Source organism: Paraburkholderia diazotrophica, from assembly GCF_900108945.1.
GTDB lineage: Bacteria > Pseudomonadota > Gammaproteobacteria > Burkholderiales > Burkholderiaceae > Paraburkholderia > Paraburkholderia diazotrophica.
On the sequence record NZ_FNYE01000059.1, the window covers coordinates 1 to 13,813 of the forward strand.

The window sequence follows — 13,813 nt, forward strand, 5'->3', positions numbered from 1 at the left end:
ACGTGGCCGTGCTTGCCCTTGGGACCCGCACGGCCGCGCTGCAGTGTCATCAGGGCCGTACTGCCCAGAAACAGCTCCAGCCGGTCGTCGTACAGTGTTACGTCGCGCGCAGAACCAGCAGGAGGGGGAGAGATCGTCGCGTGATCAGGCAGGACGATGTTTTGTTGATTACCGCGCGCAGCGCGAGATATGAGGGGTAGCAGGATGGCCGGCGCTGCTCTGATATCGTGCGATGTTTCTCAGGCGTCGTACAAACATCAAGAACAGACCGGCCATGCATCGCATTGTATTTGCCTTTCTCACTCTCGAACAACATCGTCGCGCGATTGAATCTTCTTGCGCATCCTACCGGCCCGATCGCTGTCCTCATTGCGGTAGTGGTTGCCTGTGGTGTCACGGCTGTTACGGCCGCAAAGCGGACCGCAGCGCCGACGGCGAGCTTAATCCGGTGCCTGTTGCGCGTTTCCGTTGTCCATCCTGCACGCGGACCTGTTCACGTCTGCCGCTATGCATCTGTCCACGCCGGTGGTACGGCTGGTCGTTGCAGCAGAAGGTGCTGCAGCTGCTGATCGCGGGCGCCTCGCTACGCCGTACGGCAACTGTCTTCGCGCTGGGCTATCACACCGTGCGGCGCTGGTGGCGATCGCTGGTGGCGGCTCACGGGACGTTCGCCTTCCACCTGTGTAGCCGTTTTGCTGAGCTCGGCCGCAGTGCCGATCGCGACGACTTCTGGCTGGTCTGCCTGCATCGCATGCCGCTATGCGAGGCGATGGCGTGGCTGGATCATGACGGCATAGCTGTCCCATGATCGACTGGTTCCCGATCGCCGTGCGACGGCGCTGACCGAACTGCAGCGGGGACTCCACACAGTCTGCTCACTGCCGCGCGCCGACGATCAGCGCTTTGATGGCGGTTCCTTCACTTCAAGGGACCTCCATGAACGATATCGATCCGAAGGCGCTGTTCCGACTGTCGGTGCTCGGTCCGCTGGTCAGCCGTGAGCGCTTGAGTCGCGGCGAACTGCAGCAGATCGTGCGGCAACTCGCGCAGCAGGAATACGCCATTCCCGGTTCACGCCGGCGCCACATCAGCGAGAAGACCCTGCAGGCGTGGTATTACGCGTGGCGCCGCAATGGTCTGGCTGGCCTGTCCGATGCGCCCCGTACCGATACGGGCCGCTCGAAGCTGCCCGAGCCGGTGCAGGTCGCGGTGCTCGCGGCCAAACGTGAGAACCCGCGCCGCTCAATCCGCCAGATCCGCCTGCTGCTGGAAGGCACCGGCCTCGTGCCGCGCGACACGCTCTCGCGCTGCGCCGTACATCGCCTGCTCAAGGCTCACGGTATCTCACGCATTGCCGGACCGGATGTCGTGCCCGAGGAGAAGCGCAGCTTCGCGGCCGAACACGCCGGCTCGATCTGGTATGGCGACGTCATGCACGGCCCCACGCTGTCGTTTGGCGGGCGTCGCATGAAGACGTATCTTGTGTCGCTGATGGACGACGCCTCTGAGCGTGAGCACGTAAATCGATGGGAATTCGGGGCGTTTTGAGCAGCTTGCGTGATGTAGCGGAGGGGATCTCCCTCAGGCATCTTGCACAAACGACGCCCAAGGGAGAGTCTCTTGTCTGCCAGAACTCGAGACCCCCGCAGTGTGCCACGTGAGTATCCAGAACCCCAACTTTTATCGCCTGCTGCTACTTATCGATCAGGACTACGCCGAACAGACCCGCGCGCAGCGTTGTCGCTGCGGTGGCGTACTCCATAGCGCCCGCTACCCGCGCAAGCCGCGCGGAATTTCACACGACGCCCGCTGTCACTGCGATTTCCGCTACAGCTTCTGCTGCGCCGATTGTCGCTGCCGCACCACGCCATTCTCGGTGCGCTTTCTCGGCCGGCGAGTCTACACCGCCGCAATCATGATCGTCGTCAGCGCCACGCGTGCCAGCGCCGGTACGGCTGTGCAATACGCCAGCTCGATGCGCTGGGCGTACCGCCCTCGACGATTGCGCGATGGCGGCACTGGTGGACGACCGGCTTCGTCGGCACACCATTCTGGTCGCTCGGACGGGCGGCGTTCGTGCCGCCCGTCGAGATCGCACAGGTGCCGGCAAGCCTGCTCGAGCGCTTCGCTACCACGCAGCCTGCCGAACCATTGCTATGCCTGCTGCGCTGGCTCTCGCCGCTCACCAGCGGCAGTGCCGTGAGCATCCTGCGTGAGGGACGGTAACCGCCCGCAGAACTTGTTGCTCGCCCCCTCCGAACAGCGCTTGTAGTCTCGCCTCTCCCCTGAATCGCGGCGCATTGCGCCGCATCTTTGGAGAACGTATGACTGAACTTCACGATTTACCCTTGCGGGATCGTTGGGCGCGCCTGCGCTTTGCGATCGTCGGCCCCTTGCTTGCAGCACCGCCCGAGTCGGGGCAACTGCGCGAACTCATCACCGCGCTGGCCGCCAGACGCTGGCGTCATCCCGTCACTGGCGACGATATCCAGTTCGGCCGCTCGACCATTGAACGATGGTTCTATCAGGCCCGCAAGGCGCCACACGACCCGGTGGCGAGGCTGCGCAACCGCAAGCGCCCCAACGGCGCCGGCGCAAGCCTGTCGCCGCAGACGGTACAGGCGATCCGCACGCAGTACCGCGACCACCCCGGCTGGACCTGCCAGTTGCACTTCGACAACCTTAAGGTCACGCTCGGTGCGCAGAGCCTGCCGTCGTACACGACCGTGCGCCGTTACATGCGTGCGCAGGGCCTGTTCCGGGAACGCCAGCCCCGGCACACGAGCACCGGCGCGATGCTCGCGCGTGATCGTCTCGAGAAGCTCGAGGTCCGCAGCTTCGAGGTCGAGCACGTCAATGCGCTCTGGCATCTCGATTTCCATCACGGCTCGCGCAAGCTGCTCACGAGTAACGGCGAATGGATCACGCCGATGCTGCTGTGCGTGATCGATGACCGCTCGCGCGTCGTCTGTCACGCGCAATGGTTTCTCGACGAGACTGCACGCAGCCTGATTCACGGACTCACCCAGGCGTTCCAGCGCCGGGGGCTGCCACGCGCGCTGATGACCGACAACGGCGCGGCAATGCTTGCCGAGGAGACGACCGCCGGGCTGCTCGCGCTGGGTGTGCTGCACCAGACGACGCTGCCATATTCTCCGTACCAGAACGCGAAGCAGGAAACGTTCTGGGCGCGCATAGAGGGGCGCGTGATAGCTATGCTCGAAGGCGAGCCCAATCTCACGCTCGAGCTGCTCAATCAGGCCACCCACGCCTGGATCGAGCGCGAGTACCATCACGCGCATCATTCCGAGATCGGCGGCACGCCGCTCAAACGCTACCTGGCCGGTCCCGACGTGCGGCGCGAGTGCCCCGCAAGCGACGCGCTGCGCGCAGCATTCCGTATCGACGTCACACGAACCCAGCGGCGTTCGGACGGCACCGTGAGCCTGGCCGGCACGCGCTTCGAGATCCCCTCGGCTTACCGGCACCTGCCGCGCGTGCGCCTGCGCTACGCGCGCTGGGACCTGAGTCGCGTCGATATGGTCGATCCCGACAGCGATGCCGTGCTGTGCCCGCTGCGGCCACTGGACAAGGCCGCCAATGCCGACGGCCAGCGCCGTCGTCTTGATGCCGTCAATGTCGAGCCGCCACCGGCCAGCGCCCCCGGCATTGCGCCGCTGCTGCGCCAGATGCTGGCTGAACATGCCGCGACCGGCCTGCCGCCGGCCTGGGTTCCCGCTGATTGGCAGGAGGGGGTATGAGCCAGCGTCTGCAGGCCCTTTATGGCCTGAAGTGGAACCCGTTCTCGCCGGAGCTGCCGCTCGAAGCGCTGTACGTGTCGCCGCGTGTCGAGAACTTCTGCTGGCGCATCGAGAACGCGCTCGTGCGCGAAGGCGGCTTCGCGATGATCCACGGCGAGCCCGGCACCGGCAAGAGCGTGGTCATGCGCGTGCTGGCCGAGAAGCTCGAGCGTCTGACCGATCTGACGGTCGTCTCGATCAATCATCCGCAGAGCAACCTCGCCGACTTCTATCGCGAGATGGGCGACATCTTCGGCCTCGAACTCAAACCGCACAACCGCTGGGGTGGCTTCAGGTCGCTGCGCGATCGGTGGCTGTCGCACCTGCAGAGCACGCGCCGCCGTCCGATCCTGCTGATCGACGAAGCGCAGGAGATGAGCCCCGGCGTGCTCAACGAACTGCGGCTCATGGCCAGCGCCCGCTTCGATTCGCAGCCCCTGCTGTGCGTGGTGCTCGCCGGTGACACCCGCCTGACCGACAAGCTGCGGCGCGACGAACTGCTGCCACTGGGCAGTCGCATCCGTTCGCGCCTGGCGACCGAGAAGGCTTCGGCCGACGATCTGCTGGCCTGCCTCGATCATCTGCTCACCAGTGCCGGCGCCCCACAACTGATGACGCCGCCGCTGCGCCACACGCTATGCGAACACGCGCTGGGCAACTATCGCGTGCTCACTACGCTCGCCAATGAACTGCTCACTACCGCCGCGCAGCGCGAACTGCCCGAACTCGACGAGAAGCTGTACTTCGAGGTCTTTGCACCATCAACACAGTCCTCGCGCCGCACGCCAGCGCGTCAATCCAACGGAGCCAGATGACATGTCCCGCAGAACACCAACTCACCAAACCGATGTCTCTCGACGCTTGCCATTGCCTGAGCTCTCCGATGAAGCTGCCTACATGATGCAGTTCTTCATTGAAGATCTGTATCTATGGTTCAGCCGTGCCTACGCGACCCAGATCCGGCGCTATCGCGAGCCGTGGTACCCCGGTCCGGAACAACCGCCGCATCGGCCGGCCGACGAGCCGTTCTGAAACGACAGCGGGGGCATCATCGCCCCCGTTTTACTTGGCCCCTTCAACATCATTTATCTTGATCATTGCCCCATCGATTTACGTGCTCACGCTCAGCCTCGCGCCTGATAACCCATAGCGCGTTCTGTCTGTCGGAGACGGCGCTCGACATCGAGGGCGTGCTCAAGCAGGCCCTGCTCAGGCGTGGCGTTCCGAAGACGATCGTCGTCGACAACGGCGCCGCGTACCGGGCCGCGACGCTGCAGGGCATCTGCGCACGGCTGTCGATGCGGCTGGTGTATTGCCGTCCATACGCGCCCGAAGGCAAGGGCAAGCTTGAACGCTGGCATCGGACATTACGCGACCAGTTTCTGGCCGAACTCGATACCACGCACATTCGCGAACTCGCGGACCTTAACGCGCGGTTGTGGGCATGGATCGAGCAGGTCTATCACCGTCAGCCCCACAGCGCGCTGGGTAACCAGACACCGCTGTTGCGCTACCAGCAGGATCTGCCCCGCATCCGGCTGCTCGGACCGCTGGCCGCGCAGCTTGACGAACTGTTCTGGCATCGCGTAGCCCGGCACGTTCGCCGCGACGGCACCGTCTCTTACCAGAACCGGCGCTTCGAGGTCCCGTACGAGCTCACCGGACAGACCGTGATGCTCGTCGTCGATCCGCATGCCGGCACGGTAGTGCGTATCGAAAGCCAGACGGGTGAGCCGCTGGGCGCCGCGACCGCGCTCGACGTGGTGGCGAACAGCACGCGACGCCGACACCGGCCGCAGTCTGAGCCGGCGACAGCTGCCACAGTGCCGGGACCCAACCTGCTCGAGCTTGTGCATCGGCGTCACTACCACGAGGAGGGCTGATCATGTACCGACAGCACTTCGGCCTGCGCCGCGCGCCGCTGGACAAGGACAGCACGGACCTGTGGGACGACGGCGCGCTCGCGGCGCTGGCCGAACGTTTCCAGTGGCTGCTCACGAGCCCCGGCATCGGCCTCCTGACCGGCGAACCCGGCGTGGGCAAGACCGCCGCACTGCGCCACATCACGCGCGGCCTGAACCCGCACCGTTACCACGTCATCTATCTGGCCGAGACGGAATTCGGCCGCATTGACCTGTACCGCTCACTCGCCCGCGCGCTTGGACTGGAGCCTCGCCACCGGCGCGCGGACCTGTGGCGCGATCTCAAGCAGCGTATCAGCGAACTGGTCGAGGGCAAGCAGATGCTGCCTGTCTGGATCATCGATGAAGCGCAGAACCTGCCGCCGGAATTCTTCCACGACTTCCCGTCGTTCCTGAACTTCGCGTTCGATTCACGTGATCTGCTTACCGTCTGGCTCGCGGCCCATCCGTCGCTGGCCTCCACGCTCGAGCGTGCACCGTACGCCGCCCTCTACGGCCGCATCCAGGCGCGCGTGCAACTGAAGCCCGTCATCGAGCGCGAGCGCTTCGCGCAGCTGATCTCGCATGCACTCAAGAGCGCCGGCTGCACGCACACGCTGCTGTCCGACTCCGGACTGGAACTGCTGCGGCAGGCTTCGCGCGGGTTACCCCGGCAGGCTGGCCGCATCCTGAGGACATCCATGCAGCTGGCTGTACCCAGGGCGCTGAACCATATCCCGGACGATCTGCTGCAACAGGCCATTGAGGAATTCCGATGAACCGCAAATCCAGACGCCCAGCGCTCCGAAACCGGCAACCGGATCGCACATCACGCGCGCCGGCGTTACCCGATCTCTCCGACGAAGCGGCCGCCCAGATCCAGCATCTGCTCTCCGAGTGGTTCCTGTGGTTCAGCGCGGCGTATCGCGAACCGATCATGCGTTACTACGAGCCGTGGTCCGTGCCCCCGCGCAGGCCGCCACCGCGTCATCGCATCGATGACCCGTTCTGAGCGACAGCCCCGGCGACCCCGGGGCTGTTTGCATGATGGCCAATGTATTGATCGCGCGATGATGCACCGATGATCCTGACCCGCATCGCGCGTTCGCCCGGGATTCCTTCTCCTTGCGGATCACGCGACGGCGCTTACCGTCTCACCTCGAATAGCGTGAGATACCGCTCCTCGTTCTGCGCGCGACGTAACAGTACAGGCGCACGCGCAGGTGATGGCCGATCAGCCGGGACGGGACGGTATAGAACACCTTGCGCAGCACGAACCCGCAGGTGGTCGTGACGTACACGCGCGTTTCCTCGTAGTCACACGTACGCTGGGCCGGAAGCGGCTGAAGCAGTGCCCGCTCGGCCTCAATGCGTTTGCCATTACGCGCGTTGATGCGACCGACGATCTCGTCGATGAGGCGGCGATAGGAATCGAGATCATCGAAGTCGTTGGTGCCGCGCAGAAGCAACGCATCGCGCACTGCGTTCTTGAGGTGGCCGTGAGGGCTCTCGATGGAGCCGTTCTCATGGGCGATGCCACGGTTATTGCGCGTGGGCTGCATGCCGTAGTGGGCGCACAGCGCCTCGTAACGCGTGGTCAGATCCTCGCGCGCCTCGGTTTCGAGATTGCGGAACGCCGCCGACAGGCTGTCGCTGCGGTGTTCGCGCGGCACGCCGCCGAGTGCCCAGATGGCGTTCTGCAGCCCTTCAGCCAGCGCGACATAGCTCTCTCCGCCGAGAATGACGTGAGCGTGCTCAAAGCCCGAGCAGGCCAGCCGGAAGTGATAGAGGCGGTGGTCAAGCGCGACACCCGCCACGGTGACGCCCAGGCTGTCCATCTCGGTGAAGTCGGACAACCCGAGACGACCGGGTTCGTGTACCTGACGGAACATAACGTCGTGCTCCTCGCCATGGAGTGCGCGCCAGTCGCGAATACGGCGCTCCAGTGTGCGGCGCACGTTGCCTGGAAGGTCGGGATGGCGCCGAAGCATCTCGTCCAGTACGGCTATCGGCCGGATGCCGGGAGCGGACTGGAGCAGCGGCACGACCTCGGTGTCAAAGATTGCCGCCAGGGGATCGGGACGGCGACGCGCACGTGGTGCCTTCTTCTGCGATGGCAGTCGCCGGTCCTGATCGATGCGATAACCCGTGGCGGCGCTGAACCCGGCGCGCGCAGCCGCTTGAGCTGGTCCTTCCTTGAGTCTGTACTTCATGTAGAGCCTCATCTGATGGTCGTTGATGTGTCGGCCGGGCAACTCAGCCTCCCTTCGCTACACGGAAGAGCTGTTCATACCCGATTTACCGCGACCACCGACAAGGCACCCCGGCAGCGGGGCGGACTCCTCGGCGCGGCGTTGCGGCAGCGGTTCCGGGCTACGCCCTCCACCGCTGCCGCAACGCCAGTACTCTCATCCTGATTGACGCGCTGCTCTCATCTTGTTTGACGCGCGGCACGGCTGAGGCGAACGCTTTGTGCGCGACTCCAGTGAGGAGTCTGGCGGCGATCCTGACGCCGACTCCCGGCATGCTGGTCAGGGCCGGCCAAAGAGGGGTGTGCCTGCACTAGGCGTTCAACTTCGCTGGCAACTCCTCGCGTTGCTTCCGCAAGGACGCGAGCTGCTGGGGCGCGACGCGACATGACGGATGGTTGCTGCCTGAGTACCGGGCACGATCACCGCCTGTTCGCTGAGCGCTCGGACGATTTTGGCAGCCAGGCTCTTCCCCATGCGAGGTGCGAGTTTGGTGAGGCGGTTGGCGAGTGTTTTCTCGCTAGCTGAGCCGAGCTCGGCGGGTGACGGGTATCGCTCAAGCAGATCGAGCACCGCCGGATGGTCGAGGTGCGGTCCCGGAACCCGTTCCAACGCCGGATGGATCGGGGTGAGCAGGCCGCGAATGCGGTTGCCGTTCTGCGTGATCTGTGCCGCGAGACCGTCGTCGAAGCCATACAGCATGGTGAGTTCGGCGAGCGGTTCGTCAGCCAGTCGAAGTGAGCGCAGCGTACGGAATTGAGCGCGCGGCTTAAGCAATGATTGCGGCATCGCGGGCATCGGTCTTGGCTTCACCAGTGCGCAGGTCCGCGATGCGGCGCATAGCCAGACCCGACCCTGTAGATATGCGACCAGGACACCTTCATCGCGGGCGACTGCCACGGGCAACGTCGACGATGGTGACGGGCTGATCGACGACGAACAGGAGTTGGCCGTGCCTCTTGAGTTCGGTGATGAGGGCGCGCAGCTTGGCCTTATCGCGTTGGGTAATGCCTTGTTGTACAGGCGCTTTCCAGTCCGATCGAGGGCGACGGCGCGATGGTGGCCTTTGCCGGCATCGACGCCGACGCATACGTCGACTGAGCTATGTTGTTGGTTTTCTTGCATCGAAGGCTTTGCAGGCTGAACGGTTTGGCCTGCAACATCGGTGGCAAGTCTCGGCATCCATGTTACGGACGGCCTCAAGATATCGTGGCCGAGCCCCATTAGCGATCACCAGCCACCCAACAGGCCCAGTGACAACACCCCGAGGATCATGACTGCGACTGGGGGCGAGAATCGTTCCGGGCCTAGTTGGCCAAATCCTCGATTGTCGAGGAGTGGAGATAGTAACCGGGGCGCACGGCGCACTGACCTGTTTATCCAGCGCGGTACTGCGACAGCGCGGGCAAAGACGCGTCGTGCCAGCACGCAAGCGTCAAGCAGCACGGCCAATCGCAGGCATTGTCGTCGGTTGCGATGTCGTCGCGTGTGGCGACGTCGTCGACGACGGAGGATGGCAGATGTTCCATGATGCGTCTCCAGAAGACGCGGGCCACGTGCCCCAGAACGGGGTGCAGCTCGGACGGATTGGGAAAATGAGAGGGGGACCCTTATGACTTCGGGGCGGACAGCTCAACGCAGGCGGGTTAGTCGATCACGAGCGCACCGCTGCGGACGAAGCTGGAGATCGCTTCAGTGAACGAATCGGGCAGCGTGATCCGGAATGCTTCGAGCCGTCCGACGGGTGGGTAGGATATCTCGTCGAGCCTGCTGACCAGTCGGTCACCGAGTTCGGTGAAGACCAACATGCCCCAGTGCAGCAGCAGCGGTATTGGACTGGACTGTCGACCAGCGACCTACGCGTGCTTTTAGCGCCGCCTCGTCGTGCCGAGATCATGTTGCAGCCGAAGCGTTGTCCCGTCGCGCGCACCACTGGCGCCCTTTGAGTGCGAAGCTCATGCCGCTGACGTGATCACTACGCAAACCCATTTCGACGTCCCGGTAGATCGTCGTCCTCTCCCGCATCGCCTCTTTCGCGATCTGCGAATCGCCTTCGTTCAGCCAGCGCGCGATGCTCGCATCGCTTCTCTCATAGGCTTGCCGTGCCGGTTTCTAGGACTCATACCCCACGCCTTCAGGTACCGACCGACCGTCCACGCAGACACCTTGATGCCATACTCGCGCTCGATGAGCTGCGCCACCAATTCGCGGGTCCATAGGTAGAACGGCAACATCAGCTGATCCGGCATTCGTTTTCGATGATCAGCGTGCGGACTCTCACGGCCTGCCGGTGATCCAGCCGGCCACTTCCCGGCAGACGGCCAAGCTTGCCCGGCCTGAGCGATCTCAATTCGCCGTCTCGCGAGCGCGGAGGTGCGCATAATGTTTGCTTCCTCTCGGTATCGACAAATCAGCGGCCAGCGCCGGCCCCGTTAAGCAGGGTTAGCGGTTCTCAAGAGACGTTCCGAACCGTGCGTGGGATTGCACGCGGCGGTCGGCTACGCTTCGCCGTGCGATGTGAAGTATGTACGGTTGGCGACAACCGCCTTTACCAGTGCAGTACTGCCAATTTTACGGCAACGGGTGCAGAAACTTGGTCACGCTGTAGCAGGCGACCGTTCTAATTCTCGCCCCGAGGAGTCTTTTATGGCACTCATTGCAAAAACAAAGCTGTTAAGTGCTGGCACCGTGGACAAGGCATCAGCAGTCCGTTATCAGATGTCGGAAATCCACCCGACGTTGCGTGATCGGATTTGCAATCTGTATTATCCCCCTGGCGCCGTACTAGGAGAGACTGCACTTGCGGACGAATTCCAGGTCAGTCGCACTCCGATCCGGAAAAGTCTTCAGAGGCTCGAGTACGAAGGCCTCGTGGAAATAAGGAATGGCGTTGGTACAATAGTCAGGGGCGGTGATCTCCGAGAATACCGTGACACCTACGCATTCTGGCTAAAATTGAGCGAAATGCTTGGTGACTTCTGTTCTCCAGCACACGCTCCCAAAGCGCTTGAGCGAATGCAAGGACTGGCCCTCAGAGCGAGGACGCTGCAACGCAGGCCGCCGAATTTCGAAGCATTCTGGGAGATCCTCCATGAGTTGCATTCCGTAATCAACGGTCTGATAACGAACGGAGAGGTTCGCCAAACGCATGACCGCTGTTACTTGCAAGTATCGCGCTTTCGGCTCAATATTGTGGAACTTTTATGGGACGACGAGGTTAAAAACCTCAACGGAGAGCTAGAGGAATGTTGCTTGGCGCTGCGCGCTGGGGACATGCGCGCTCTGGGACTAGTACAACGGAACTACATTTCGTTCGATCTCGCACATATCGCTCGTTTGATCTCATAGTTTGCCGGACAGGTCGTGCGTATCCAAATTTTCTTGCGCAAAGTGTACGAACGCATAACACGTTGCATTCTGGTCTCATTCTGGAGCGGTATTGGTAAAATCGATGCTTGCGGAGGATTGCGAACTGGCTCGTGGCGGTCTTCCGTTCACGGCCTGAACGCTGCCGACACGAGCAGCACAGCCTCGGCGATCGATTAGTTCCTTCGGGACCGACGGCAGCGCTGGCGGGTCAGTAGAATCCGGACTCGGTTTGCGAAGCATGGGATGCTCCTTTGATCCTATGCGTTGAATACAGAAATCGAGAGCGGCTCACAGAACCTAACAAGAACACGGTGTTCTTGATTCTTTGGAGTCGCTTGGTGAGGCTTTTGTTGATCTCATGATTTCGCTTGCGGAACAACAGATTCGTCGTCGCTGCGAATAATCGTGCCTAGGTCATGACGCAAATACTCTTCACGACTCTTGGGGGATATCCCTCGTTTCAATAATTGAAAGGAAAGGTATTCTTCCCACGAGAAGGCATCGAGTCCGAGGTGATAATTAATGTGTCGCTGGTCCTTTGCGTGTGTAAGAACAATCCATTGATGCCCCAGCGGGTGCGGAGCATCGATGAGAACGAGGTCTAACCCGCATTGCTCGGCGAGCGAATGAAGAGTTGAAGCCTTGTAATACTGAATCTCTGGATACGACCAGTCTGTGCTGATGCTGTCTGAATCTCCCGCCAGAAAAGCCGCCACAAATATACCATTGATTCGCAGACTCCGCGATACTGATGTGAGGCACGTTTTAATTTGCGTCTTGCTCGCATGCATAAATATCCCAGCGGCAATTATGTAGTCAAACTGACAATTGAACTGGGAGGCGTTAAAATCTGCGTTAAATGAAAACTGAGGCCGCTTTAGACTGATGAGTGCGGAACCAACTTCCGCCTCGATGCCTTGCCGAAGACACCATTCTTCCGGCTCGATGCCGAAATAGCGGTCGGGATTGAGATATATCAAAGGAAACCTGCCTCCGCGAAGCGACCCACACCCGATATCCAATAAAAAGTGATCTTCTCTCAATCCTAGCAGAAGCAATGTAACAAACTGCACGGCACCCAAGCGATCGTAATAGTCAGGCGGACCCACCCAAGCGCGGTGATTCCTGTCCCCCATTACTTGGTCTTTCCTAAGCACGTAGTACTCCTTAGAGAAATATCCCGCAAGCATTTACGCCTATCATTTTCGGCCTGCAGCCAAACGAGCCGATTCGCTATCAGCGTGAGGAACATCTGATCATACGCGCGAGCGATAGCCGTCCCGCTGCGAGGCTGTTACAGCCGCTTGGAGCCACTCCAAACGTCACGCATGACGCCAGCAAGCACGCAAGAGCAGTGCCAACGCGCAGACGGGCAGGCGTGTCATGTCCCGGCAATGTGGAGGTTGTCGAGGATATGCCCAGCTTGCTATGCCAGTGTTCGAAAGCCGACAAAGCTACCGTCGCGAGGGGCTTGCCAGAAATCTCTCTGCGGCGGTCGCTGAGAAGGATGTCAATTACCGATGCTTTGCATGCGTTGCCCCGCCCACCGCATCCGGATGTCCAGCTCGTGTTGTGAGAGAAGGGGTAGAGGAGCGGGTGTCGCAGTAAGGAGCGGCGGTAAGATTTGCTTCTCACATTGTTGCGAGCCTTGTCCACCGCGCGGTGTTACCACTCGGCGCCCACCTTGACGTACGTCTCGTCCATGCGCCAACTGGTACCGACCGGACGTTTGCGTCGGCGAAACGCCTTCTCGAATAACGCACAAGCTTGATGATCCCAGCGGTGCACCGTCGAATGGCTCACCTCAACACCTCGTTCGGCCATCATTTCTTCGAGGCTGCGCAGACTCAGCAAGGAGGTTAGGTGCCACCGCACGCACAACAATTTCACATCCACCGGGTAATGCTTCCGTTTCGGAACCGTGTCAATGCTGGGGCAGCCTCTTCTTCGTTTTCGCCATTGTTGGGCCGTCAACAATGTGGGGAGCGATCTTACCGCCGCCCCTTACTGCGACACTACCGTCCTGCGTTCCAATGTTCAGGTCCGGCAACTTGCCCTCGAACATACGGGGCACGACGCTTGCGATGGAGTGCGCTTCTCATAAAGGTACGTTAGCGTAGGGGCGCCAGTACGTCTGAACCCGCCGTTCTTTCCCGCCGCATCGGGAAGGTAGCCGTCACGATATACCGGCTCGCCACGAAAGGTTACGCCGGGACACAGTCCCGTCGTGGTCCGTCCTGGATAGAGGCTCTCGTCCGAAGACGGGCGATTCAGCTCGACCACATAACGTGAAACGCGCGCGCCGAGGACCATCGCACCCAAATCGAGTGCAAAGGCGTAAAGACGATCCAGACGCCAATCGGGTATCGGCGACTGTCAACGCCGCATCCGTGTACTGGTTTCGAAGGGCGTCGGGGATGTAAGTGCCGAGATGCAGAATAGAGATGAGAAGCGGGGCGTTTCCGTGCATCAGCGTGTAGAAGTCGTTCACGAA

Annotated in this window: 12 protein-coding genes and 6 pseudogenes; 10 read left to right on the forward strand and 8 right to left on the reverse strand. The window is 61.7% G+C overall.

From position 1 onward, the window contains the following. Window positions 1–274 precede the first annotated feature (274 nt). The 9 genes and pseudogenes from BMW76_RS37355 (at window position 275) to BMW76_RS37395 (ending at window position 6,713) form a co-directional block, all read left to right on the forward strand. A complete protein-coding gene (locus tag BMW76_RS37355; protein WP_177200616.1) occupies window positions 275–808 on the forward strand; it encodes a DUF6431 domain-containing protein in 534 nt (177 codons plus the stop codon). Between the two features lie 128 nt (window positions 809–936). After that, window positions 937–1,506: pseudogene (locus BMW76_RS37360) on the forward strand (helix-turn-helix domain-containing protein); the annotation flags it as partial. A 342-nt stretch (window positions 1,507–1,848) separates the two neighbouring features. After that, a complete protein-coding gene (locus BMW76_RS37365; protein ID WP_245763556.1) occupies window positions 1,849–2,226 on the forward strand; it encodes a hypothetical protein in 378 nt (125 codons plus the stop codon). A gap of 98 nt (window positions 2,227–2,324) precedes the next feature. Further along, entirely contained in the window at window positions 2,325–3,761 is a 1,437-nt protein-coding gene (locus BMW76_RS37370; RefSeq protein ID WP_090873788.1) for a DDE-type integrase/transposase/recombinase, read from the forward strand. Further along, window positions 3,758–4,615 (forward strand): ExeA family protein, encoded by an 858-nt coding sequence (locus tag BMW76_RS37375; protein ID WP_090873789.1) that lies wholly within the window; start codon window positions 3,758–3,760, stop codon window positions 4,613–4,615. The genes BMW76_RS37370 and BMW76_RS37375 overlap by 4 nt, the downstream gene beginning before the upstream one ends. A gap of 1 nt (window position 4,616) precedes the next feature. After that, window positions 4,617–4,832, forward strand: coding sequence for a hypothetical protein (locus tag BMW76_RS37380; protein ID WP_090873790.1), 216 nt, complete (start codon window positions 4,617–4,619; stop codon window positions 4,830–4,832). A 95-nt stretch (window positions 4,833–4,927) separates the two neighbouring features. Then, window positions 4,928–5,683, forward strand: a pseudogene (locus tag BMW76_RS37385) (integrase core domain-containing protein); the annotation flags it as partial. Between the two features lie 2 nt (window positions 5,684–5,685). Continuing rightward, on the forward strand, window positions 5,686–6,480 hold the full coding sequence (locus tag BMW76_RS37390) for an ExeA family protein (protein ID WP_090873792.1): 795 nt from the start codon (window positions 5,686–5,688) through the stop codon (window positions 6,478–6,480). After that, a complete protein-coding gene (locus BMW76_RS37395; protein WP_090873793.1) occupies window positions 6,477–6,713 on the forward strand; it encodes a hypothetical protein in 237 nt (78 codons plus the stop codon). Before BMW76_RS37390 ends, BMW76_RS37395 begins: the two co-directional genes overlap by 4 nt. A 193-nt stretch (window positions 6,714–6,906) precedes the next feature. On the opposite strand, the pseudogene istA reads toward BMW76_RS37395, so the two are convergent. The 5 genes and pseudogenes from istA to BMW76_RS42705 all read right to left on the reverse strand — a co-directional run. Further along, window positions 6,907–7,956: pseudogene (gene istA / locus BMW76_RS37400) on the reverse strand (IS21 family transposase); the annotation flags it as partial. A gap of 199 nt (window positions 7,957–8,155) precedes the next feature. After that, window positions 8,156–9,132 (reverse strand): annotated as a pseudogene (locus BMW76_RS37405) (IS110 family transposase); the annotation flags it as partial. Window positions 9,133–9,326: 194 nt separating this feature from the next. Further along, window positions 9,327–9,479 (reverse strand): hypothetical protein, encoded by a 153-nt coding sequence (locus tag BMW76_RS41535; protein WP_177200617.1) that lies wholly within the window; start codon window positions 9,477–9,479, stop codon window positions 9,327–9,329. 117 nt (window positions 9,480–9,596) lie between these two features. Next, window positions 9,597–9,758 (reverse strand): hypothetical protein, encoded by a 162-nt coding sequence (locus BMW76_RS37415; protein ID WP_233445487.1) that lies wholly within the window; start codon window positions 9,756–9,758, stop codon window positions 9,597–9,599. 249 nt (window positions 9,759–10,007) lie between these two features. Continuing rightward, window positions 10,008–10,331 carry a helix-turn-helix domain-containing protein gene (locus tag BMW76_RS42705; protein ID WP_322789344.1) on the reverse strand — a complete coding sequence of 108 codons (324 nt, stop codon included), beginning with the start codon at window positions 10,329–10,331 and terminating at the stop codon, window positions 10,008–10,010. 265 nt (window positions 10,332–10,596) lie between these two features. On the opposite strand from BMW76_RS42705, the gene BMW76_RS37425 reads away from it, so the two are divergent. Further along, a complete protein-coding gene (locus tag BMW76_RS37425) occupies window positions 10,597–11,298 on the forward strand; it encodes a GntR family transcriptional regulator (protein WP_090873794.1) in 702 nt (233 codons plus the stop codon). 377 nt (window positions 11,299–11,675) lie between these two features. Here the strand turns inward: BMW76_RS37425 and BMW76_RS37430 are convergent, their stop codons facing one another. The 3 genes and pseudogenes from BMW76_RS37430 to BMW76_RS37440 form a co-directional block, all read right to left on the reverse strand. Beyond that, a complete protein-coding gene (locus tag BMW76_RS37430; RefSeq protein ID WP_143062421.1) occupies window positions 11,676–12,476 on the reverse strand; it encodes a class I SAM-dependent methyltransferase in 801 nt (266 codons plus the stop codon). A 511-nt stretch (window positions 12,477–12,987) separates the two neighbouring features. Continuing rightward, window positions 12,988–13,293, reverse strand: a pseudogene (locus BMW76_RS37435) (IS6 family transposase); the annotation flags it as partial. Between the two features lie 34 nt (window positions 13,294–13,327). After that, a pseudogene (locus BMW76_RS37440) lies at window positions 13,328–13,810 on the reverse strand (N-formylglutamate amidohydrolase); the annotation flags it as partial. Between the last annotated feature and the right edge of the window lie 3 nt (window positions 13,811–13,813).